At 40.2% G+C, this 22,253-nt stretch carries 22 protein-coding genes, 1 riboswitch and 1 other annotated feature; of the genes, 11 read left to right on the forward strand and 11 right to left on the reverse strand.

The window, feature by feature from the left end; translation table 11 throughout:
* Positions 1-6 precede the first annotated feature (6 nt).
* Both IQ283_RS05995 and pckA read right to left on the reverse strand, forming a co-directional pair.
* Positions 7-1,002: an ABC transporter substrate-binding protein gene (locus IQ283_RS05995; protein WP_194219201.1), complete on the reverse strand. Its 996-nt coding sequence runs from the start codon at positions 1,000-1,002 to the stop codon at positions 7-9.
* A gap of 191 nt (positions 1,003-1,193) precedes the next feature.
* A complete protein-coding gene (gene pckA / locus IQ283_RS06000; protein WP_194219202.1) occupies positions 1,194-2,777 on the reverse strand; it encodes a phosphoenolpyruvate carboxykinase (ATP) in 1,584 nt (527 codons plus the stop codon).
* A gap of 353 nt (positions 2,778-3,130) precedes the next feature.
* Positions 3,131-3,240, forward strand: a riboswitch (SAM riboswitch).
* A gap of 208 nt (positions 3,241-3,448) precedes the next feature.
* Here pckA and metK point away from each other — a divergent pair.
* Positions 3,449-4,645: a methionine adenosyltransferase gene (metK, locus tag IQ283_RS06005; protein ID WP_194219203.1), complete on the forward strand. Its 1,197-nt coding sequence runs from the start codon at positions 3,449-3,451 to the stop codon at positions 4,643-4,645.
* Positions 4,646-4,786: 141 nt separating this feature from the next.
* Complete coding sequence (locus tag IQ283_RS06010; protein WP_408962566.1) at positions 4,787-5,410, forward strand: MSMEG_1061 family FMN-dependent PPOX-type flavoprotein; 624 nt, start codon at positions 4,787-4,789, stop codon at positions 5,408-5,410.
* Here IQ283_RS06010 and IQ283_RS06015 read toward each other — a convergent pair.
* The 5 genes from IQ283_RS06015 to IQ283_RS06035 all read right to left on the reverse strand — a co-directional run bounded on the left by IQ283_RS06015 (position 5,404) and on the right by IQ283_RS06035 (position 8,719).
* Entirely contained in the window at positions 5,404-5,598 is a 195-nt protein-coding gene (locus tag IQ283_RS06015; RefSeq protein WP_194219204.1) for a hypothetical protein, read from the reverse strand. The genes IQ283_RS06010 and IQ283_RS06015 overlap by 7 nt on opposite strands.
* Positions 5,599-5,611: 13 nt before the next feature.
* The gene (locus IQ283_RS06020; protein ID WP_194219205.1) at positions 5,612-6,757 is read right to left on the reverse strand and encodes a glycosyltransferase family 4 protein; all 1,146 of its coding nucleotides are present in this window, start codon (positions 6,755-6,757) and stop codon (positions 5,612-5,614) included.
* A 17-nt stretch (positions 6,758-6,774) separates the two neighbouring features.
* Positions 6,775-7,260, reverse strand: a complete 486-nt coding sequence (locus IQ283_RS06025; protein ID WP_194219628.1) for a phosphatase PAP2 family protein — start codon at positions 7,258-7,260, stop codon at positions 6,775-6,777.
* A 654-nt stretch (positions 7,261-7,914) separates the two neighbouring features.
* Positions 7,915-8,133, reverse strand: coding sequence for a hypothetical protein (locus IQ283_RS06030; RefSeq protein ID WP_206759433.1), 219 nt, complete (start codon positions 8,131-8,133; stop codon positions 7,915-7,917).
* Between the two features lie 70 nt (positions 8,134-8,203).
* On the reverse strand, positions 8,204-8,719 hold the full coding sequence (locus IQ283_RS06035; protein ID WP_194219629.1) for a gamma carbonic anhydrase family protein: 516 nt from the start codon (positions 8,717-8,719) through the stop codon (positions 8,204-8,206).
* 90 nt (positions 8,720-8,809) lie between these two features.
* Between IQ283_RS06035 and IQ283_RS06040 the strand changes: the two genes are divergently transcribed.
* The 3 genes from IQ283_RS06040 to IQ283_RS06050 all read left to right on the forward strand — a co-directional run bounded on the left by IQ283_RS06040 (position 8,810) and on the right by IQ283_RS06050 (position 11,078).
* The gene (locus IQ283_RS06040) at positions 8,810-9,622 is read left to right on the forward strand and encodes an alpha/beta hydrolase (protein ID WP_194219207.1); all 813 of its coding nucleotides are present in this window, start codon (positions 8,810-8,812) and stop codon (positions 9,620-9,622) included.
* 17 nt (positions 9,623-9,639) lie between these two features.
* A complete protein-coding gene (locus tag IQ283_RS06045; RefSeq protein ID WP_194219208.1) occupies positions 9,640-10,710 on the forward strand; it encodes a tetraprenyl-beta-curcumene synthase family protein in 1,071 nt (356 codons plus the stop codon).
* Positions 10,711-10,775: 65 nt separating this feature from the next.
* Positions 10,776-11,078 (forward strand): hydrolase, encoded by a 303-nt coding sequence (locus IQ283_RS06050; protein ID WP_194219209.1) that lies wholly within the window; start codon positions 10,776-10,778, stop codon positions 11,076-11,078.
* 30 nt (positions 11,079-11,108) lie between these two features.
* Here the strand turns inward: IQ283_RS06050 and IQ283_RS06055 are convergent, their stop codons facing one another.
* On the reverse strand, positions 11,109-11,675 hold the full coding sequence (locus IQ283_RS06055) for a class I SAM-dependent methyltransferase (RefSeq protein WP_194219210.1): 567 nt from the start codon (positions 11,673-11,675) through the stop codon (positions 11,109-11,111).
* A gap of 635 nt (positions 11,676-12,310) precedes the next feature.
* Positions 12,311-12,541 (forward strand) — a binding site (T-box leader).
* A 63-nt stretch (positions 12,542-12,604) separates the two neighbouring features.
* Between IQ283_RS06055 and leuS the strand changes: the two genes are divergently transcribed.
* From leuS to IQ283_RS06080, 5 genes are all read left to right on the forward strand, one after another.
* A complete protein-coding gene (gene leuS / locus IQ283_RS06060; protein WP_194219211.1) occupies positions 12,605-15,019 on the forward strand; it encodes a leucine--tRNA ligase in 2,415 nt (804 codons plus the stop codon).
* Positions 15,020-15,248: 229 nt separating this feature from the next.
* A complete protein-coding gene (locus IQ283_RS06065; protein WP_194219212.1) occupies positions 15,249-15,557 on the forward strand; it encodes a rhodanese-like domain-containing protein in 309 nt (102 codons plus the stop codon).
* Positions 15,558-15,582: 25 nt separating this feature from the next.
* A complete protein-coding gene (locus IQ283_RS06070) occupies positions 15,583-15,921 on the forward strand; it encodes a rhodanese-like domain-containing protein (protein ID WP_194219213.1) in 339 nt (112 codons plus the stop codon).
* A 255-nt stretch (positions 15,922-16,176) separates the two neighbouring features.
* On the forward strand, positions 16,177-16,800 hold the full coding sequence (locus IQ283_RS06075; protein WP_194219214.1) for a lytic transglycosylase domain-containing protein: 624 nt from the start codon (positions 16,177-16,179) through the stop codon (positions 16,798-16,800).
* A 166-nt stretch (positions 16,801-16,966) separates the two neighbouring features.
* A complete protein-coding gene (locus IQ283_RS06080; RefSeq protein WP_408962567.1) occupies positions 16,967-18,208 on the forward strand; it encodes a DEAD/DEAH box helicase in 1,242 nt (413 codons plus the stop codon).
* Between the two features lie 97 nt (positions 18,209-18,305).
* Here IQ283_RS06080 and IQ283_RS06085 read toward each other — a convergent pair whose 3' ends face one another.
* Positions 18,306-19,568 carry an NAD(P)/FAD-dependent oxidoreductase gene (locus IQ283_RS06085; RefSeq protein ID WP_194219215.1) on the reverse strand — a complete coding sequence of 421 codons (1,263 nt, stop codon included), beginning with the start codon at positions 19,566-19,568 and terminating at the stop codon, positions 18,306-18,308.
* A gap of 193 nt (positions 19,569-19,761) precedes the next feature.
* Between IQ283_RS06085 and IQ283_RS06090 the strand changes: the two genes are divergently transcribed.
* A complete protein-coding gene (locus IQ283_RS06090; RefSeq protein ID WP_194219216.1) occupies positions 19,762-21,399 on the forward strand; it encodes a putative polysaccharide biosynthesis protein in 1,638 nt (545 codons plus the stop codon).
* A 43-nt stretch (positions 21,400-21,442) separates the two neighbouring features.
* Here IQ283_RS06090 and IQ283_RS06095 read toward each other — a convergent pair whose 3' ends face one another.
* Entirely contained in the window at positions 21,443-21,652 is a 210-nt protein-coding gene (locus IQ283_RS06095) for a hypothetical protein (protein WP_194219217.1), read from the reverse strand.
* A 74-nt stretch (positions 21,653-21,726) separates the two neighbouring features.
* Positions 21,727-22,152, reverse strand: a complete 426-nt coding sequence (locus IQ283_RS06100) for a DUF6884 domain-containing protein (RefSeq protein ID WP_194219218.1) — start codon at positions 22,150-22,152, stop codon at positions 21,727-21,729.
* Positions 22,153-22,253 lie beyond the last annotated feature (101 nt).

Raw genomic sequence — 22,253 nt, forward strand, 5'->3', positions numbered from 1 at the left:
TCCCTCCTATTTTTGCGCTTTTTCGGCATAGCTATTATCTACTAATTTGCTATGATCAACGCGTTTTGGGAGTTCTCCTGCTTCATCCATAATATTTTGTAAGTTATCCCATTCTTCTTGATCCAGTGATGGGTTTGTAGCGAATGAATGCTGGCTTTTGTAACGATCTACTACAGTTGTAATGAGTTCAAGATCGGTATCCTGAAAGAAGGGTTCAATTGACTTTGCAATTTCTGAAGAAGAATGAGTATCTACCCACAGTTGAGCCTCATAAAGTGCTTTTGTAAAACGCTCTGCTACATCAGCATTTTTACTCAAATAACTTTCTTTTGCCATAAATCCTGTATATGGAATTTTCCCTGATTCTTTTCCAAATGAAGCTACAATGTGTCCAACCCCTTGTTCTTCAAAGACACTTGCTGTTGGCTCGAATAACTGAACGTAATCGCCAGTTCCAGAAGCGAATGCGCTTGAAATGTTTGCGAAATCAATATTTTGAATGAGGTCCAAATCGTTTTGTGGATCAATTCCTTTCTGTTTCAGCACGTATTCACCAGCCATTTGTGGCATACCACCTTTACGTTGGCCAAGGAATGTACTTCCCTTCAAATCTTCCCATTCAAAATGATCGACTTTTTCTCTTGATACAAGGAACGTACCGTCTGTTTGTGTAAGTTGAGCAAAGTTTATGACAGGGTCATCAGTGCCTTGTGCATAGACATAAATGGACGTCTCTGATCCTACAAGAGCGACATCAGCTCCGTTAGATAGTAGAGTGGTCATTGTTTTATCTCCGCCCCAAGTAGTCGTTAATTCGACATCAATGCCATGCTTCTCAAAAATACCCTCTGAGAGTGCCACGTATTGTGGTGCATAGAAAATCGAGCGTGTAACCTCAGCTACTCTTACCTGATCGTTTCCACTATTTGTACCACACGCCGAAAGAATAAGAAGAAATACACTTGTGTATATACAAAACGTTATAAACCAGCTTCTTTTCATTATCTATCCTCCACATTCGTCACATGAGGTAGGCTCATGTTTTAGATACTATAGCCTATGTATTTTAAAACAATTGGTGTTTTGAATAGGTAAATTAATGGAGGTAGATAGAAAGAGGAGGATGCGCGAAGTTGAGGAGAATGAGTCTTCAAATAAAAAAAGCACCCGTTAAGGTGCTTTTTTCAATGAGACTAAACATTTGGGCCTGCTTGTTTGATTTCGTCAGCTACATTTGAGAATTTGTCGAAGTTCTTCACAAACTTAGTAGCGAGATCTTTGGCTTTCTCATCATATTTCTCTTGATCTTCCCATGTTTGTTTTGGCTGCAATACTTCTGCTGGAACACCTGGACAATGAGAAGGAATATGCAATCCGAAAATAGGGTCTGTTACTGTTTCGATACGATCAAGTTCTCCATTTAAAGCCGCCTGGATCATCGCTCTAGTATATGAAAGCTTCATGCGCTCTCCGACACCATAACCGCCCCCAGACCATCCGGTATTTACGAGGAAGACTTGAACATCATGCTCCATAATTTTCTCGCCGAGCATTTCTGCATAGCGATGGGCAGGTAATGGCAAGAACGGTGCACCAAAGCATGTAGAGAAAGTGGCTTCTGGTGAAGTGACGCCTCTTTCTGTTCCGGCTAACTTGCTCGTGTAACCTGATAGGAAATGAAACATGGCTTGTTCTTTGGTCAGTTTGCTAATTGGAGGAAGGACGCCAAATGCATCTGCCGTTAAGAAAATGATCGTATTGGGATGTCCGGCAACGCTAGGAATTGCAATATTAGGTATGGCGTCAATCGGATAGGCAGCGCGTGTATTTTCAGTTAGACTAGTGTTATCGTAGTCAGGTTCACGCGAGCCGTTATCCATCATAACGTTCTCAAGAACCGTTCCAAAGCGAATTGCATCCCAGATTTCAGGTTCTTTTTCTTTTGATAAGTTGATGCACTTAGCGTAGCATCCACCTTCAATATTAAAGACACCATTCATAGACCATCCGTGTTCATCATCACCGATAAGAGATCGATGAGCATCTGCTGAGAGCGTTGTCTTTCCAGTTCCAGATAAACCGAAAAATAGAGCAACATCCCCCTCTTTACCTACGTTAGCAGAGCAGTGCATTGAAAGAATATTTCGCTCTGGTAATAAGTAGTTCATAACGGTGAAAATAGACTTTTTAATTTCTCCAGCATATTCTGTTCCACCAATTAAGACGGTTCGTTTCTCAAAGGAGATAATAATAAATGTTTCTGAATTTGTGCCATCCACTTCTGGATCAGCTTGAAAACCAGGTGCAGAAATGACAGTGAATTCAGCGTCATGTTCTTTTAACTCTGATTCATTCGGACGGATGAACAGCTGGTGGGCGAAAAGGTTATGCCAGGCATATTCATTAATAACCTGAATGGGTAGTCTTGATGACTGGTCAGCACCAGCAAATCCTTTAAACACATAAAGTCCCTTTTTCTCACCGAGATAGTTCAACACCTTTGTGTAAAGGTTTTCAAAACTTTTTTCGGAAATAGGCTGGTTTGTTTCCCAGTTCACTTTGTTCTTTACGGAATCTTCCTTTACAATGAACTTGTCCCCAGGAGAACGTCCTGTATATTTTCCGGTTTCTACGCGAAGAGCTCCTGTAGCTGATAGTTGCCCTTCGTTTTTAAATAGTGAATGTTCAACCAGTTCAGACACTGATAAATTCACATGTGGATTATTCTTATTTAATATCGCATCCAATAACGGTGAGGAGAAGGAAGCTGTTTTCATACGTTAAACCCATCCTTTTTTAAAGATTTCGTTGATTGACTTGTTTAACTCAAAAATAGTATAACACATTCATTCAATTATTCTATACTAATCTATGTATTTTTTGCATAAAAAGTGAAAAATGGGTGAATGACTATTTCTTTAGGTTGAATTCCTGTCGCCATTATATAGGAAGTGATTATTTTATGGGTAAAGGATTAGGGTAGTGGTTCGATCGCTTCGCCCTTGAATTCGAACACAAAGCCCGTGTTCTTTTCGGAGGGCTCCAGCGCTTGTCGAAGCTAAACGGGCGCTTCCGCTTTTCTTCATTGACACATCCTTTCATGTGCGTTATTATATGTCGAGAATGGATACTCTTATCCCGAGCAGGCGGAGGGACAGGCCCGATGAAGCTCAGCAACCAACTCCTATACAACAGGATTAAGGTGCTAACCTGCAAGACGATAGTCTTGGAAGATAAGAGGCGAAAGGCATGAGATATCAGCTCCTTTTCCCTCTGATTGTAGGGAAGGGCTTTTTTAATGTCGTTGAGATTGATGACGCTATAAAAAAAGGTAAGACGATAAGAAATTGAATTCGTTCTCTCGTTTCGGCACAGGGTAATAGGGAAATGAGTACCGTATCCATTACAACATAATTAGATAGGATCCAATCCTTAAGGAGGTACTTGAGTGAGTAATCGTCGTTTGTTTACTTCTGAGTCAGTAACAGAGGGGCATCCTGATAAAATTTCAGATCAGATTTCCGATGCCATTCTGGATGATATTCTTGCGCATGATCCAAATGCGCGCGTTGCCTGTGAAACTACAGTAACAACTGGTCTTGTTCTAGTTTCCGGTGAAATTACAACATCACACTATGTTGATATTCCGAAAGTGGTTCGTGAGACGATTCAAACGATCGGCTATACACGTGCGAAATACGGATTTGATGCTGAAACATGTGCTGTTCTTTCATCTATTGATGAACAATCTGCAGACATCGCTGCAGGTGTAAACGTTGCTCTTGAAGCACGTGAAGGTACGATGTCAGATGATGAAATCGATGCAATTGGTGCAGGTGACCAGGGGCTTATGTTTGGTTACGCTTGTAATGAAACAGCGGAATTAATGCCGCTTCCGATTTCTCTTGCGCATAAACTAGCGCGTCGTTTGAGTGAAGTAAGAAAAGAAGAAATTCTTCCTTATCTTCGTCCTGATGGTAAAACACAAGTAACAGTGGAATACGATGAAGCTGGTAAGCCGGTTCGCGTTGATACCATTGTTGTTTCTACACAGCATCATCCTGAAATTTCACTTGAACAAATTCAACGTAACATCAAAGAACACGTTGTGAAGCCGGTTGTTCCTGCTGAATTAATTGATGAAGAAACAAAATACTTCATCAACCCAACAGGACGCTTTGTTATCGGTGGACCGCAGGGTGACGCAGGTTTAACAGGAAGAAAAATCATTGTTGATACTTACGGCGGGTATGCGCGTCACGGTGGCGGTGCTTTCTCAGGTAAGGATGCTACGAAAGTAGACCGTTCTGCGGCATATGCTGCTCGTTATGTTGCTAAGAACCTTGTGGCAGCGGGTCTAACAGATCGTTGTGAAGTTCAACTTGCTTACGCTATTGGGGTTGCTCAGCCAGTATCAATTGCTATTGATACATTTGGTACAGGAAAAGTGTCTGAGGAAAGTCTTGTAGAGCTAGTAAGAGAGAACTTCGATCTTCGTCCAGCAGGAATTATAAAGATGCTTGATCTTAGACGTCCCATTTATAAGCAAACAGCTGCGTATGGACATTTTGGACGTACTGATATTGACCTTCCATGGGAACAAACAGATCGTGCAGAATCCCTTAAACAGGGTGCCGGAATTTAATTAATTTCTAAGAAGCCAAAAATATTTTGGCTTCTTTTTTTGCTCTATCATCCTTTTTGACATCCGTTATATTGTATTGAATTATCATAAAATAGATGGGTGTTGTGATAAAATGGAAGGAAAAATGGAGGAGTGTAATGTGTGAAAACTAGTATATTCGGAGAAACCGTGACCGATGTGAATGAACTAAAAGACATGGCAGGAATACCGAGTAAATTGGCTGCAAATAAAGTCATATCTTTTCTTGATAAACACTGTAAAGAGTTCATATGCTGTACACCATTTATTACGATTGCCACTCAATCAAGTACGGGTGGTGATGTTTCGCCAAGAGGCGATGCACCGGGGTTTATTCAAGTTCTGGATGATCATCATTTATTGATACCGGAAAGACCGGGAAATAAACGAATGGACTCATTGATCAATCTATTAGAAAACCCAAATATCGGTTTGCTGCTGATGATTCCCGGCCGAGAAGAAGCATTGCGTATTAATGGGAAGGCCTCGATTGTAAAAGATAAAACGCTGCTAGAGCAGTGTGAATATAAGGGGAAAACGCCTTTGTTAGGTATTGGAGTAGAAGTAAAGGAATGCTACATTCATTGTGCCAAAGCCTTTAAACGATCATATCTTTTTGAACCTGAACGATGGCCGAGTACTGAGGGGCTCGCGCCAGCTGCCAGAATGCTATCTGATCATGCAAAAATAGGCGAAGAAAAAGTGATTGAATCGTTGAAAGAAAGTTACACTAAACGTCTTTATTGAACTAATTTAACAGAAATCGAGCCCAAACCTTTGTATATGTTTGGTCGACCAATAGAGCAGTAAATGAGATCATACGTATTTGCTATTTTTCGCATTTCATCTAGCGCGTACAAGTTGTGACCATGTGTTGCGAAGATAGAAGGTGCAGTTAAGCCGATTTCATTAATCCCAAATACAGTAAGGTTCATTTTTTTCTCCTTTCTAAGCATATCGAGCTAATCTTTTAATTCCAATTGTTTTCTCATAATCCTCTACTAATCGTCCGAAGATCGCATCCCATGATTGAGTAAGTGCATAACGACGTCCTTCATAACCCATCATTCTCCGTTCGGTATCATCTGATAAGAGACGATTGATAGCGTGGATATATTCCTCTTCTTTATACGGAGAGCAGAAAAGACCATTTCTTTCTCCAGTGACAACGTCGGATAACCCTCCAGCATTTGCAGCGATAACAGGGGTCCCGGAGGCAAGTGACTCCAATGCGACATTTCCAAATGTTTCAGTAGCTGATGGAAAGATGAAAAGATCTGAAGTAGCGTATAGCTCTGCTAATTCTTTCCCTTCTCTATAACCAGTGAAAGTGACGTTGTTAGGGACGTTTTCTTGAATATGAGGGAGGGCTGGTCCATCACCAACAATCAGCCATCTTGTTTGTTGTTTCAGCTGTTCTGGTAACTTCCACATGATTTTTTGTAACGTTTCAAGATTTTTTTCTGGAGCGAGTCGACTAACAAATAAAAGAATATACTTCTCCTGAATATTATATCGTTCACGTAGCGAGTGATTTTTTCTAATCGGAGAATATTGTTCGCAATCGACGCCTCTTCTCCAAAGCTTGAGGTTCTTAAAACCTCTTCCTTTTAATCGATTGCGCGTTTCATTGGAAGGAATAAAGGTAGTGGAAAATGGTTGATGAAACCAGGTTAAGTATTTCCACATAAAAGGAGAGAACCATTCAAGGTGGTAATGCTTTAAATAGTCATCAAAATTAGTGTGGTATGAAGCAACCATAGGTATGTTATTTTTCTTTCCGTAATGTAGTCCGCACATGCCAATATTAAAAGGTGTCGCGACATGAAGAAGGTCCGGTTGAAAATCTTTAAGTTGGTTGCGGATAAGACTTACGTTAGGAAGGGCGATGCGACATTCGGGATAAAGGAAAAACTTCATACTGGTAAAGCGGTGGATATTACTTGAGAAAAGGTCATCATCTTTCTGACAGTTAGGAGCAAAAAGCATATAATCAACCTGCTGACGGTCCATATACCTGGTTAGTTTACCCAGAGTGCGAGATACTCCGTTAACCTGTGGATAGTAAGTGTCAGTAAAAAGTGCAAGTTTCATGAATAGCCCTCCCTTTTTCAGCTTAGGATGAAAGTTGAAAGAATACCGGATCCGCCACCAAGTATAAAACCAACAAGAACGTCAGAAGGATAATGATGACCTAAGTAAATCCGCGATATGGCAACTAGACTCCCAAGAGCCATTAAGGGAATAGCTAGTGAAGGAATATGAAAGATAAACGGTGTAAGCACAGAAAAAATAGCCGTTGTATGTCCTGATGGAAAAGAATGATCTTTTAGAGGGTATACGAGTATCTTTGTTTCAGGTAGAGCGAGATATGGCCTGTGTCTTGGATAATGCTTTTTAATAAATTGAACAGGTATATGACTGACAGCAAGGGCAAGCGCAGCTTGAAACGCCCATATCTTTAAAGGAGCAGGTAACAGGAACATCAACAAAAGTGTACTTAAAATCGTTGCCCGAGCACCACCCGCATGCGTAACAAATCCAAAAATAGAAGTAAGATACCTTGAATGACACGTTAAATTCACAAACCGAAACATCGTACACTCACGCTCATAAAGCCACCCAACCACTTTACTCAAAAAGAATCCCCCTTCATCCTATGTGTTACTTCTATCCTATACGAGAAATTTAATGCTACTATTAAAGAAATCTTAAAGAATTGTTAAGAGTATAATGAAAAGCGGAGACGAGCGTTTAGAAACGGAGATATTGGAGCTCTTGAACTAGAACACGTCCTTTGTGTTCTGGTGAAAGAGTGAAATATCGCAGTTTCTGCGAGTCGCAGCTAGCCAAGAAAAGCGGAGACGAGCGTTTAGAAACGGAGATATTGGAGCTCTTGAACTAGAACACGTCCTTTGTGTTCTGGTGAAAGAGTGAAATATCGCAGTTTCTGCGAGTCGCAGCTAGCCAAGAAAAGCGGAGCGGGCCCGCCTAAATCCGCAGGATTTTTGAGCCCATGAGAGTGAGACGCTTTATGTCTCATTCGAATGGGCGAAACAGCCGGAGGATTTGGCCCGCGCAACTAGCCAAGAAAAGCGGAAGCCTCCGTTTAGACCCGTCAGGCACTGGAGCCTGCAGTTGAATCTCAAGAAAATAAATAAGCTCGTCCACAGCCTAACGCTCCAAACGTTTTCAAAAACCACACAAAAAGCCATGAAAAAAGACCAGGAATACCATCCTGATCTTTTTCTTCAAATTAATGTGAAGTAAATAACATAACCGATTGCAAGTGCTGTAGCGACGATATAAACAAGAAAAATCGGATTGCTAAAGAAAGAAGATTTCACCCTGGCGTTCCCTTGATTATCATATTCGCCTTTTTGATTTTGTCCGAGTCTGTACGTCATATATGCCCCTATAAGCAAGGTGATGACGACGAGCACGATCAAGACCATGGTCATTTTGTACACGGAGGCCACCTCGATCCATTAGGATTGTATTGGTAACCTTCCTCAAACTAGCGATAAATATGCGTGCTTTCTAGAGCGGCTTTTGCTCTTTGTAATAGGTTGCTTTTTCAACATATTCTCTTCGAATGCGGTTCATATCCTTTCGATCATCCTCTGTTAATGTTCTAACAACCTTTGCAGGTCTCCCGAAAGCAAGGGAATGAGGGGGGATTTTCTTACCTGGAGGAACAAGGCTTCCTGCGCCAATAAAGGAACCTTCCCCGATCTCAGCTCCATCAAGAATAATGGAACCCATTCCAATAAGTGCCTCTTTGCGAATAATACTACTATGAAGGATTACCTGGTGGCCGATCGTCACACCATCTTCCAGAATGAGTTTTTTATTTGGACTCTGATGAAGGACACAATTGTCTTGAATATTGACCCTATTGCCAATTTCAGTTGGGGCAACATCTCCACGTATGGTCGTGTTAAACCAGACGCTGCTATGTTCCCCGATTGTCACATCACCTGTAATGGTAGTATAATCCGCAATATAGACCGTTTCATGAATCACTGGTTTTTTGTCATGATAAGCATAAAGCATTCCAATCCCAACTTTCATTTATTATAGATGAAATCCTTTTCAAAAGTAGTGTATCAAAAAGAACGAACCTACATAAGGGGGCTAATGTCCATGCGTATAAAAGAAACTGAATATCCAAAAGCGGTTATTGTGTTAGTTCATGGAGCAAACGAACATCATCGAAGGTATGATTGGCTCGTTTCTAAGTGGATTGAAGCAGGCTATCATGTAGTGCTTGGCGATTTACCTGGACAAGGTGAAAGTACTAGAAGACGGGGCCATATTGATTCATTTAACCAATATATTGAAACGATTGATAAGTGGATCAAGAGAGCTCATGAGTATAAGCTACCTGTGTTCTTACTTGGGCATAGTATGGGAGGACTTGCATCCATCCGTACGATTATGGAAAAACGTCCTTCTCTAACTGGAGTCATTTTATCTTCTCCGTGTATTGGACTAGTTAATCCCCCTAACAAAGGTGTAGACTTGCTCTCAAAAGTACTAAATCCAATTGTCCCTTCTCTAAGGTTAAATTCAAAGCTAGAACCGAACATTGGGACAAGGAATCCAGAGTTCCACAAACGAGATCAAGAAGATCCATTAATGGTTCAAAAAGTATCTGTTAGATGGTACCGTGAACTTCTAAAAGCGATGAAAATAGCCAATGAAGGAGCGAGATCATTTCATAATTTGCCATTGCTTGTATTACAGGGTGGCGACGATCGAATTGTAGATAAGCATGCTGTTATTTCGTGGTTCAATCGCATTCCATTAACAGAGAAAGCATTTAAAGAGTGGGATGGATTTTATCATGAGGTGTTTAATGAACCAGATCGTGAAGATGTATTTCAAACAGCAAAATCATTTGTTGAGTTAAAACTTGAATTATTAGAGCGTAAGGAAAATAAGATAAATAATTAATACAGGAGTGGGATCACTTGAAAGTACCAAGTCAACCGTGGACGCTAATGTATAGTATTTATAGACGCGTCTTACCGAGGGTTCATCATGAATTAGAATATTGGAGGAAGCGGGCTGAAGAAATCCCTAATCCTGAATTGAGAAAGCAGGCGTTAGATAGCATTGATTCAAAAACGTTTCACTGTGAAGGTGGAGGGATTTATGGATTGCTTGCCGGGAAAGAAATTGATCGTTCTATTTCATTTATCGCAGCTTACCAGACGATAAGTGACTATCTGGATAACTTGTGTGATCGAAGTACTTCGCTTGATCCAGAAGACTTTAGTGCATTACATGAGGCAATGGCGGAGGCTCTTTCCCCTGAAGTTGAAGCTTCAAATAACTATTATCGGTATCGTGAAGAAAAAGATGATGGAGGCTATCTATTAGAACTGGTTCAAACGTGTCAAAAAGTCATTCGTGAATTGCCGAATCAAAGGGAAGTGCAGCCTGCCTTACTTGAACTCTGCCATTACTATTGTGATCTCCAGGTACATAAGCATGTTACAGAGGAAGACCGTGTTCCAAGGTTGAAAAGCTGGTTTGACCAGCATAAGCAACAGCTTCCAGAAATGACATGGAATGAATTCTCAGCGTGTGCTGGATCAACCTTAGGGATTTTCTGTCTTGTATCTTACTCATTAGGAGACATGATCCCTAAGGGCGGTACAGCTATGATTAAGGAAGGTTATTTCCCCTGGGTTCAGGGTCTTCACATAATGCTGGATTACTTTATAGATCAGGAAGAAGATCGAGCAGGTGGCGATTTGAATTTTTGTTTTTATTATAAAGACAATGATGAGCTCGCTCAGCGTGTTGCTCACTTCATTAAAGAAGCGGATAAAAGTGTTGAAGGGCTTCCACATTCTTCCTTCCATCGATTAATTAATCGTGGTTTACTTGGTATTTACCTTGCGGATCGTAAAGTAATGGAACAGAAAGACGTGCGTTCTCTTGCTCGTAAAATTATTCGAATTGGAGGAAGATCGAGCCTTTTCTTCTACTTTAATGGTTGGGTTTATAGAAGACTTCACAAAGCGTCTCAGTAAAAGCGTATAAAAAACGCTCTTTCGTGAGAAAAGAAGCCTATAGGATTTTGAAAGGGGCTCTTAAAATGAAAAAGCGTTACTATGTGGCTGTAAGTTCGGGCGAGATACTGGAAGATCAAGGGGCATCGAGCTATAATTTTGAAATCAATGCAGATGAGGAAGATATCTTCAAGCTCAGTGAGCTATTTGATCTGACAGATAAGGATAGTCGCCTATCGTTATATCGTTCACATGTTCCAGCTATGAGTTATCATGAAGATAAGAACAATGATGATTATGATAATCATATGAAAGAGATCTATGGTCTTTTACACAAATTAGGGAATAAGAAAACAAGAGAACATATCGAAACGATGGGAATTCTATAGAGAATAGAGGCTGTGCAGATGCACAGTCTCTTATTTTTTGCTGATGGCAAGAATATAGGGTGGTTCATTGATTTGGTTAATAAATTGGTATTTTAGAACTTGATACTGTGACTGATCGAGATCTGAAGCGAAATCTGTCACCTTCTCACTTTCAATTTTACCTTCTGGATGTCCTGGGTAGACGACTAGAATAAGGAGTCCTTCTGAACGAAGCAAATGTAGGATGTCTGTTACTGCTTGGATTGTTTCTTCAGGTTTCGTCACAATAGTTTTATCTCCACCTGGGAGGTAGCCAAGGTTAAAGATTGCGGCAGAAACGTTTCCTACATCTTTCGTCTCAATTTTGCTATTGATTGAAGCGTGACTCTCGTGGAATAATGCCACCTGGGCAGATTGCTTAGCTTCTGCCAGCCTTTTTTCTGTAGCTTCAATCGCCTCAGGTTGGATATCAAAGCCATACACCTTTCCTGAATTCCCAACTGATTCAGCTAGGAAGAGAGTGTCATGTCCGTTTCCACAAGTGCCATCAATAGCAATGCCTCCTTCTTTTAATACTGAATTCAGTAGCGTTCTTGTAAAAGGTAATATTCGTTGCATGATCTTTAATCCTTTCTATCAATTAAAATTTTCTTAAATGAGTCTTCTTACACTCATCCTATCAACTTATTAGGACGTCGAGGTTTAGAATGGCTTTTTGTTTGCTTCTAACTAAGTATGACTTTACCATGATCGACCTTTTACTCCAACTAACATCTTTATGGGTTTGGGAATATCTGGCTCGTGGTACAGAGTACTATACAAAAAATGAGGTGATCATATCGCAGAGCATGAAAAATCACATAAACAAGGCGAAACTAATAATCCCGAGCAATTACCAGATAAGGAAAAGAATCAGCTCGACGAGGATGCTTCAGAAATGAATGTCGATGCGATTCCATTAGAAGATTTAAAAGAAGAACAAAAAGAAGAAAAAGATAAGCCACATTCCAAAGATGATTCGGCTAGTCAAAAAAAGCATCGTAAAGGATAACGTACCCAATCAGGGTGCGTTTCTTTTTTTGAGATATCCGCTTACTGTATTAATTGGAATTGTTCTTTTGGCACACATGCTAATTCATCGAATATAAGGACAGCGGATGTATAGATTACGAAAAAAACGTCTATTCTGATAATGTTCTTGACATTTCTCACAAGTATTCATACAATACAAATTATATACGTAACTAGTGAAACCAAAGATAATGATAAGGAATAGTAACAAAAATTCTATTACTAGAGAGTTAACGGCTGGTGGAAGTTAACATAGGAGATTTGTGAACTCACCTTTGAATCGGAAGCCTGAATAGAGTAAGGTTGCCCGTATGCCTGCGTTAAAGGCCTTAAGTGAGTGCTGTTTCTAGCACTAAGCCGGGTGGTACCGCGGGTGATTGTGAATATTAGATTCTCAACCTCTCGTCCCTGTTGATGAACAACGGGGACGGGAGGTTTTTTTATTTTTTTGCAAGGACTGGAAGGAGAGAGTGACAATGGCATTTGATCACAAAACAATTGAGAAGAAGTGGCAACACTTCTGGGAAACAAACAAGACTTTTAAGACAGAAAACGATGCTAATGGTGAAAAAATTTATATTCTTGATATGTTCCCATACCCATCAGGGGCTGGGCTACATGTTGGGCACCCTGAAGGATATACAGCTACGGATATCCTTTCACGTATGAAACGAATGCAGGGATATAATGTTCTTCACCCAATCGGATGGGACGCATTTGGACTTCCGGCAGAGCAATATGCTCTTGATACAGGAAATAATCCACGAGATTTTACTCAAAAGAACATTGACACATTCCGTCGTCAAATTAAAGAGTTAGGTTTTTCTTATGATTGGGATAGAGAAGTTAATACAACAGATCCACAATACTATAAATGGACACAGTGGATTTTCACAAAGCTTTACGAAAAAGGACTTGCGTACGTAGATGAAGTGGCTGTTAACTGGTGTCCAGCACTTGGAACGGTTCTTGCGAATGAAGAAGTGATCGACGGTAAAAGTGAACGTGGCGGCCACCCGGTAGTTCGTAAACCAATGAAGCAATGGGTTCTTAAAATTACAGAGTATGCGGATCGTTTACTTGAAGACCTTGAAGAGCTTGACTGGTCTGACAGCATTAAAGAAATGCAGCGTAACTGGATTGGGAAATCTGAGGGTGCTGAAGTAACATTCACGATTGACGGTCATGATGAATCGATCGATGTGTTTACGACGCGTCCTGATACACTTTTTGGAGCTACGTATATGGTCCTTGCACCTGAGCATCCTTTCGTTGACAAAATTTCTACTAGTGAACAAATCTCAAAAGTTGAAAGCTACCGATCAAAAGTACAAACAAAGAGTGACCTTGAGCGTACAGAGTTATCAAAAGAGAAGACTGGCGAGTTTACTGGCGCATATGCCATTAATCCAATCAATAATGAGATGCTTCCAATTTGGGTAGCAGATTACGTTCTTATGAGCTATGGAACAGGAGCTATTATGGCAGTTCCAGCTCACGATGAGCGCGATTATGAGTTCGCTACTACATTTAATCTTCCTATTAAAGAAGTCGTTGCTGGAGGAGATGTATCCAAGGAAGCTTATACAGAAGACGGAAAGCATGTGAACTCTGATTTCTTAAACGACCTTGAGAAAGTAGAAGCAATTACGAAAAGCATTGAATGGCTAGAGGAAAAAGGAAAAGGAACGAAAAAAACGACGTATCGTCTTCGCGACTGGTTATTTAGTCGTCAGCGTTATTGGGGCGAGCCAATTCCAATTATCCATTGGGAGGATGGCACAATGTCTGCTGTCCCGAAAGAAGAGCTTCCTGTCGTTCTTCCTGAAACAACGGAAATTAAACCGTCAGGAACTGGAGAATCTCCTTTAGCTAATATTGAGGATTGGTTGAACGTAGTTGATCCTAAAACGGGCATGAAGGGCCGACGTGAAACAAACACAATGCCGCAATGGGCTGGAAGCTGTTGGTATTACCTTCGCTACATTGATCCGGATAACGATGAAATGCTAGCTGACCCGAAAAAACTCGATGAGTGGTTGCCTGTTGATATGTATATCGGCGGTGCGGAACATGCGGTTCTTCACTTGCTATATGCTCGTTTCTGGCATAAAGTTCTTTATGATATCGGTGTTGTGCCAACAAAAGAACCATTCCAACGTCTCCGAAATCAAGGAATGATCCTTGGTGAGAACAACGAGAAAATGAGTAAATCAAAAGGAAATGTTGTTAACCCAGATGAAATTGTCGAAAGCCACGGTGCTGACACGCTACGTCTATATGAAATGTTTATGGGACCGTTCGAGGGTTCTATTGCATGGTCTAACAATGGTCTAGATGGCGCGCGCCGTTTCCTTGATCGTGTGTGGCGTTTATTTGGTGAAGGGGATCTAACAAAGTCTTCTATTTCTGAAGAAAATTCAGGAGAAGAAATGGACCGCGTCTACCATGAAACGGTTAAGAAAGTAACAGAGGATATGGAAGGCTTACGCTTTAATACTGCTATTTCACAAATGATGGTATTTGTGAATGAAGCATATAAGCAGGAGTCAGTTTCCGTTACATTAATGGAGGGCTTTGTGAAGTTGCTATCTCCAATCGCACCGCACCTTGCTGAAGAGCTATGGAGTGCGCTTGGACATGAGGATACACTCGCATATGCAAACTGGCCAATGTTTGACGAAAGCAAGCTTACTGTAGATGAAGTAGAAATTGTAGTGCAAATCAATGGAAAACTTCGGGCCAAAATTTCTATTCCGACTGAAGCATCTCGTGATGAAATGCAAGAAATTGCTTTAGAGCATGAGAAGATTAAAGGTCAACTTGATGGCAAAACACTTCGAAAAGTGATTGCAGTACCAGGAAAGCTGGTTAATATTGTAGCTAATTAAGGTTGAACCCTCTCCTAACGACTAAGGAGAGGGTTTTTGAACGTAACCTACCTATAGGAATGGATTTTTAAACAACTTGAATAACCTTTTCCTAAAGCTGAGAATACTACTAAGATGAGTGGAAGATAGATTTCTTGTATTGAAGATGCAAATCATGTACGATTGAATTTGTTGAAGTGATTATAATTGAAAAATCCATATTAAAACTGTACGAGAGGGGTATGTTTTTATGAGTAACGAAATTAAGTCGGTAACACCTCAAGAGGTTCAAGAGTTAATTAATGAGGGCAAAAATGTTTCATTAATCGATGTTCGTGAGGATGAAGAAGTAGAAGAAGGCATGATCCCTGAAGCAAAGCATATTCGTCTTGGCACACTTCCGGAACGACTTGATGAGATCAATAAAGAAGAAGAGCATATTATGATTTGTCGTTCAGGACGTCGTAGTGAGCGCGCATGTGAGTACTTGCAAGAAGCTGGTTATGAAGTGAAGAACATGGTTGGCGGTATGATGAAATGGGAGGGTAAAGTGAAATAGCCCTGCTAAAAAGGAGAGAGTTTGAATGGCGATATGGGGAACGGCTTTAGCTGCTGTTGCATTTACTTTAGGATTATGGAGAGTCATTTATCCTTATTCTTATATGAAGCCAATTAATATGGAGCGGTTTGATGATGATAAATATTGTCTAATCGATGTGAGAGATTACATTCTTTCACACCGTACGCCTTATGAAAAAGCAAAGAACATCCCGCTTTCTTATCTGGGCAGACAAACGAAAGAAAACGAAGTGTGTGATAAAGAGATTATTGTTCTTGCGGAAGATCGAAAAGCAGCACGCCTTGCTGTTAAAATTTTGATGAAACAACGGAAGCAACCTATTTATTACATGACAGTTTCTTAAGTACGACGTCTTTTGGAGCTGGTCTCTAAAAGGCGTTTTACTGAACCTTTAATCCTAGTAAGTTGATAAGATTAATAAATCATAGCACTTTTTTCTCCATTGTCCAAGTAAATTGCCTTAAAGCTCTCTCTCTATTCATTTTGTTGATTTCTCGATATATAGCTCGGTTCGTAAGTGGATCAAAATATGAGAAAAATAATCGTTCTTGCTCATGATCTGGTATAATGATGGAAAAGACTACACCGAGGTGTTGAAATGAAAGCAGATCTTATACGTGCAATGATGGATTTACAGGCTTTGCGACAGCTACAGCCTAACGCATTAGGCAAGCAGCAGCCGTCTACTTTTTCCTTTACAGACATGCTTGAGCAAGCTCTCTCAACTCAAAGTACAGGACAGCAAATGAAAGCAGAAGTTCCTGTAAATTCAACCTCGGTGAATTCCTATGGAACATACAATTCTCAAATAGTACCGTCGACTAATTCTTCATACACATCTTCATCGCTTGAAATTGATGGATATATTGAAGAATTATCGGCTAAATATAGTGTTGATCCAAAACTTGTTCATTCGATTATTAAACAGGAATCTGGCTATAAATCCGATAGTGTTAGCGGAGCAGGAGCTATGGGGTTAATGCAATTAATGCCCGCAACTGCCACTTCACTTGGTGTGAAGGACCCTTTTGATCCTGGACAAAACATTGAAGGCGGCGTGAAATACATTAAGCAAATGATGGATAAATATAATGGCAATACTAAGCTTGCATTAGCAGCTTATAACGCTGGACCCGGCAATGTTGATCGTTACGGTGGGATTCCTCCATTCGAAGAAACGCAAAATTATGTTTCAAAAGTAATGGGTCATTACCAGGCATAATAAGTAAAGGCTGTCTCATCGACCGCTCTTCAGCAGTCGTAAAGGAGGCAGTTTTTTATATGGAACGGACTTAGAACCGTTTCAACCTTGACCAAGATGGATCAAGCTTTCTTAAAGCCATAAAGATAATAAAGATAATTGTTATACTAAACACGAGGTGAATAATTTGAACGAATTTAAAGAAATGGGACTTGATGAACGTCTCGTTAAACAACTTGAAGTTCAGGGTATTAGTACCCCGACCGATATTCAAAAAGAAACAATCCCTGTTATGTTACAAGGAAAAGACGTGATTGCTCAGGCACAGACAGGGACAGGTAAAACTTTTGCGTTCTTACTACCGATACTTGAAAAAATTGATACAGAAGCACCTGAAGTGCAGGCTCTTATTGTAACCCCGACACGAGAGCTAGCCATCCAAATCTCATCAGAACTAATGAAGTTAGTAGAACATCGCAATGACATCAATGTACTAGCTGTCTATGGTGGTCAGGATGTAGAGAGACAGATTAAGCGCCTTAATAAACAAGTACACATTGTTGTAGCGACGCCTGGACGTCTGCTCGATCATGTTAGGAGAGAGACCATTGATTTATCCCATACTTCTTATCTTGTATTAGATGAAGCCGATCAAATGCTTCATATCGGTTTCCTAAGAGAAGTGGAAGATATTATTAGTGAAACGCCTGAAAGTCGTCTTACAGCTCTTTTTTCTGCAACGTTATCAAGTGATATTAAACAGCTTGCAAAACGATTTATGCGTTCCCCTGAGAAAATCAGAGGGAAGGAAAAAGGGAAAACTGTCGAAGAAATCGAGCAGTTTGTGATTGAAACGACCGATCGTAGGAAGTTCGCATCCCTTACCGAAACCATCGATGAGGTCAGACCGTTCCTCGGAATTATTTTCTGCCGTACAAAGCGTAGAGTAAGTAAACTAAATGGAGATTTAAAAGCAAGAGGATATTTAACTGACGAGCTTCATGGTGATTTATCACAGTCGAAACGAGAAGGTGTCATCAAGCGATTCCGTGATGCTAAAATCCAGCTTCTTGTAGCAACAGATGTGGCAGCGCGTGGTCTTGATATCGAAGGTGTTACCCATGTCTTTAATTATGATATTCCTCAAGATACAGAGAGCTATATCCACCGAATTGGTCGAACGGGACGAGCTGGTGGCGATGGAGCTTCGTATACGTTTATTGCTGCAAAAGATCAGTCCTTTATTCAAATGATTGAAAAGGGGATCGGTAAAAAACTTGCCAGAAAGAGCGTTGAGGGTGCATTACCTTCGCATGAAGAGCGTAACGATCGTAGAGAGAATGATCAAAGAGGAAGAAATCATCGATCTTCACGGAAGCCAGGGTCATCGAACAATCGAAATAACGGAAGAAATCGAAACAAACGATAAGTTAAACGAAAGAAAGAGGGACCTGTCTATGGACTGGTCCCTCTTTCTTTGCATGTATTCAACTTAAAAAGATCTAGTGGTTGAACTAAACGGCGGATTACGCTTTCCTTTCGGCTGCGCTTTTTCCTGCTGTATAGCCTGTGACGAAGGCTGATGTAATATTGTATCCGCCGGTATACCCATGAATATCGAGTACTTCACCGCAAAAGTAAAGACCAGTTGTGAATTTTGACGCCATTTCTTTTGGGTTAATTTCTTTTAGAGATACTCCGCCACCTGTTACGAATGCTTTATCGATTGGAAGCGTACCGTCTATGGCCACCTGGAACTGCTTTAATAGCCGCGCGTATTCGCGCACTTTTTCTTTCGATAAGTGAGCGTAAGTTGTATCTGGAGAAATTTCTGCTTTGTTAAATAGAAAGAGCATATATCGCTCTGGAACTTTACTTTTCCAAATGTTCTTAATCGCTTTTTTTGGCTCTTCTTTTGCGAGTTTCATATGCTCGCGAAATAATTCTTCTTCGTTTTGATCTGGTACGGCATCAATTTGTAAGGGAATATACTGAGCATTAAATTTTTTCATTGCTTTAACGACATATTGACTGCAGCGAAGAACAGCGGGGCCAGATAGTCCGATATGGGTGAAGATCATATCCCATCGATGTGTCTTTATTATCTTTCCTTTTGGATTGAGAACGGATAGGGCGACATCTCTTAACGATAAGCCCTGCAGTTCTTTATTTTTGATAAAAGGTTCACTAGATGTAAGAGGCACTTCAGTAGGATAAAGATCTGTGATGGTATGACCACCTTCTTTTGCCCATGCATATCCATCACCTGTTGAACCAGTATGTGGAACAGATTTTCCTCCTACTGCAATAACTACATTTGAAGAGTGGATCTCTTCTTTTGTTTGTAGCTTCACTCCAGCTACTTCTCCATCCCTATATAGAACTTTCTCAACTGGGGTGTTTACTTGGATAGTCACATTCAACTGGCGTACTTTGTTTAGGAGCGCATTTACAACAGATTTTGCATCATCAGTCACGGGAAACATTCTACCGTGATCTTCTTCTTTTAATTTAATGCCTAGATCTTCAAAGAATGTGATGATATCCTCATTATCAAATATGTTAAATGCACTGAATAAAAACTTCCCATTACCTGGAATGAATTTAATTAGTTCATCTAGTGGAAGGCGGTTGGTGACATTACACCGTCCTCCCCCAGAAATGGCTAGTTTTCGCCCAAGCTTATTACCTTTATCAACGAGAAGTACTTTTGCTCCATGTTCAGCCGCTGATACAGACGCCATGAGTCCGGACGGGCCACCGCCAATCACAATGACATCATAGTTCATACTTACACCTCTCTCATTTTGCTACACACAAACATACCACAATTTGTACTGATTATAAAAGTTTCACAAAAATTTATATTTGTTGTTACTAGGTAAATAGCTTAAAATGGAGAAGTGTATTTCATAACTGTTGAAAATTGTTGATAGATGACGAATAGATATAGTTGAATGGTTAGAAGTAGGAGATGGAGAAATGTCTGATTCAAATGTGATTAGAGGGACGATGCTGTTATCTGCAGCCACCCTTTTTTCTAGGATTATTGGTATGATTTATATGTTTCCTTTTACAGCACTAGTTGGTACACAGGGGGTAGCGCTTTATACGTATGCTTATACTCCTTATACCATTATGCTTAGCCTGTCTACGGTTGGGATTCCATTGGCTGTTTCTAAATTTGTATCTAAATATCATACTCTCGGGGATTATCGAACTGGTCGGAGGCTGTTTAAATCAGGACTTCTTTTAATGTCTCTTACTGGATTCGTTGCGTTTTTAGCTCTCTTTTTAATGGCAGAACCAATTGCTCATATCGTCATTGATGAAGGTAATGAAGGAAACACGATTGCTGATGTAACATTGGTTATCCGTGTTGTGAGTATGGCGTTATTGATCGTACCGATTATGAGTTTAACTCGAGGGTTTTTCCAGGGGCTTCAATCAATGGGGCCAACGGCCGTTTCGCAAGTCGTTGAACAAATCTTTCGTATTGTTTTTATTCTAGTATCAAGTGTTATTATTATGAAATTTATGGACGGAGATGAGGCAACTGCTGCTACGTACGCTACGTTTGGCGCTTTCGTTGGTGCAGTAGGTGGACTGCTGGTCGTCTTCTGGTATTACAGAAAACGTAAACCTGCTTTAGATCAACATCTGGCTGAAAGCACGGTTGATCATAATGTGTCGTTAAAGGATATGTATAAAGAAATTATTACGTACGCTCTTCCGTTTGTCGTTGTTGGTCTAGCAATTCCATTGTATTTGCAAATTGATACTTTATTAATTAATCCGGCGCTAAAGAGTATTGGTTATGATAAACCCGCTTATGAAGAAGTTTTTGCGATTATTACAGGCCTTGCTCATAAATTGATTATGATCCCAGTTTCTCTTGCAACAGCTCTTTCAATGACGATTATACCGGCCATTACGAAATCATTTACAGCAAATCGTGAAGGTGCTTTGCAAACTCAGTTAACACAAACCTTCCAGATTTTATTGTTTTTGACTACTCCAGCTGCAATTGGACTAGCGGTTCTATCTGAACCGATATTTAGAGTGCTATATCCTACAGTGAATCAGGAACTCGGAAGTTCGTTGTTAATGTGGTATGCGCCAACTGCTATATTGTTTGCTCTTTTCTCTGTAACGGCTGCTATCCTACAGGGAATAAATAAACAAAAATTTGCGGTTTATAGCTTACTTGCAGGATTAGCCCTTAAAGCAGGCTTAACTTACCCATTCGTCACAATTTTTGAAGGGAAAGGTTCTATCCTAGCTACAAATCTTGGATTGTTTACATCGGTGTTAATCACGATCATTATTATTAAGAAATATACTGAATACGAATTTGGTTTTCTTTCAAGGAGATTGCTGCTTATCGGTATCTTTGTGGTCGTGATGGCCGTGGCTTCTAAACTTTCGATACTACCATTGGAATTTCTCATGCCTGATTTGTACCTTTCAACAAGTGAAGGTGGTAGCATGCTGTATTCAATCATTAACCTGTTGATTGGAGTAACAGTTGGAGGAATTGTATTTCTATGGCTATCCTACCGATCAAACCTTGCAGGCTTAATTTTAGGAGAGCGATTCTCATTCTTAAAAAGACGTTAAAAAATGAAGGCCAAAATGGCCTTCATTTTTTTGAGAGATGATATTAATATCCGTAGTCCTCATCTCTTATTCCAATTTGTCTTTCAATCCTTGTAATTCGACGATCCTGTCGTCTTAATTGACGCTCAATTTCTCTTAATTGCTGCTCGATGTTTCCTGGGTATCCTGGTTGGCCAGGGTAACCGGGCTGACCAGGATATCCTGGGAATCCGGGATACATTTGATACCCTTGCCCTTGCTGACGATCATACATAAAGATCCCTCCTTAAATAGGTACCTGATAGTGTATGTGAGTGCTGGGCAGTGTTGCTGGGCATATGTCCCGTGTTATACTGAGTTTTTCTGATACCAGCTTAATTGTTCTCCAATTCCAAGACCTTTGAGAGGAACCTCATATTTGTAATTGAAATGATTTAGCTGCGGTTCAAGGTGTTTGCGATAGACAGATCCTCCATGCAAACACACAACAATATCTGTAGACGTTTCATACTGAGAGAATTGCTCAATTACTTTTTGAGCCCATTCCTCACGTTGATGATGTGTAAATGTTTTGATGGATACATCATATGGATCCATAATGTCGTCTGGTAATAAGAGGCCGTCTTTGGCATTATAAAAATACATGCGATCATAGTGGTGTGATGCATACTCAAGCGTTTTTTGAAATAAAGGACTCTGGTAAAATTCTGTAACAGGCGCTGATTTATTACTTTTCTTACGAGCCGTTGCTAAAAGTCCAACTTTCACAGTCATTCGATTCACTCCAAACGTGCATATTGGCATTTAACGTTTACATACCCTTCAGAACTAGAAAGTATGCTAAAAAAGTAAATAAATCGTGGAAAAAATATGGA

Origin of the sequence: Pseudalkalibacillus hwajinpoensis (assembly GCF_015234585.1) — a bacterium.
GTDB classification, from domain to species: domain Bacteria; phylum Bacillota; class Bacilli; order Bacillales; family Guptibacillaceae; genus Guptibacillus; species Guptibacillus hwajinpoensis_B.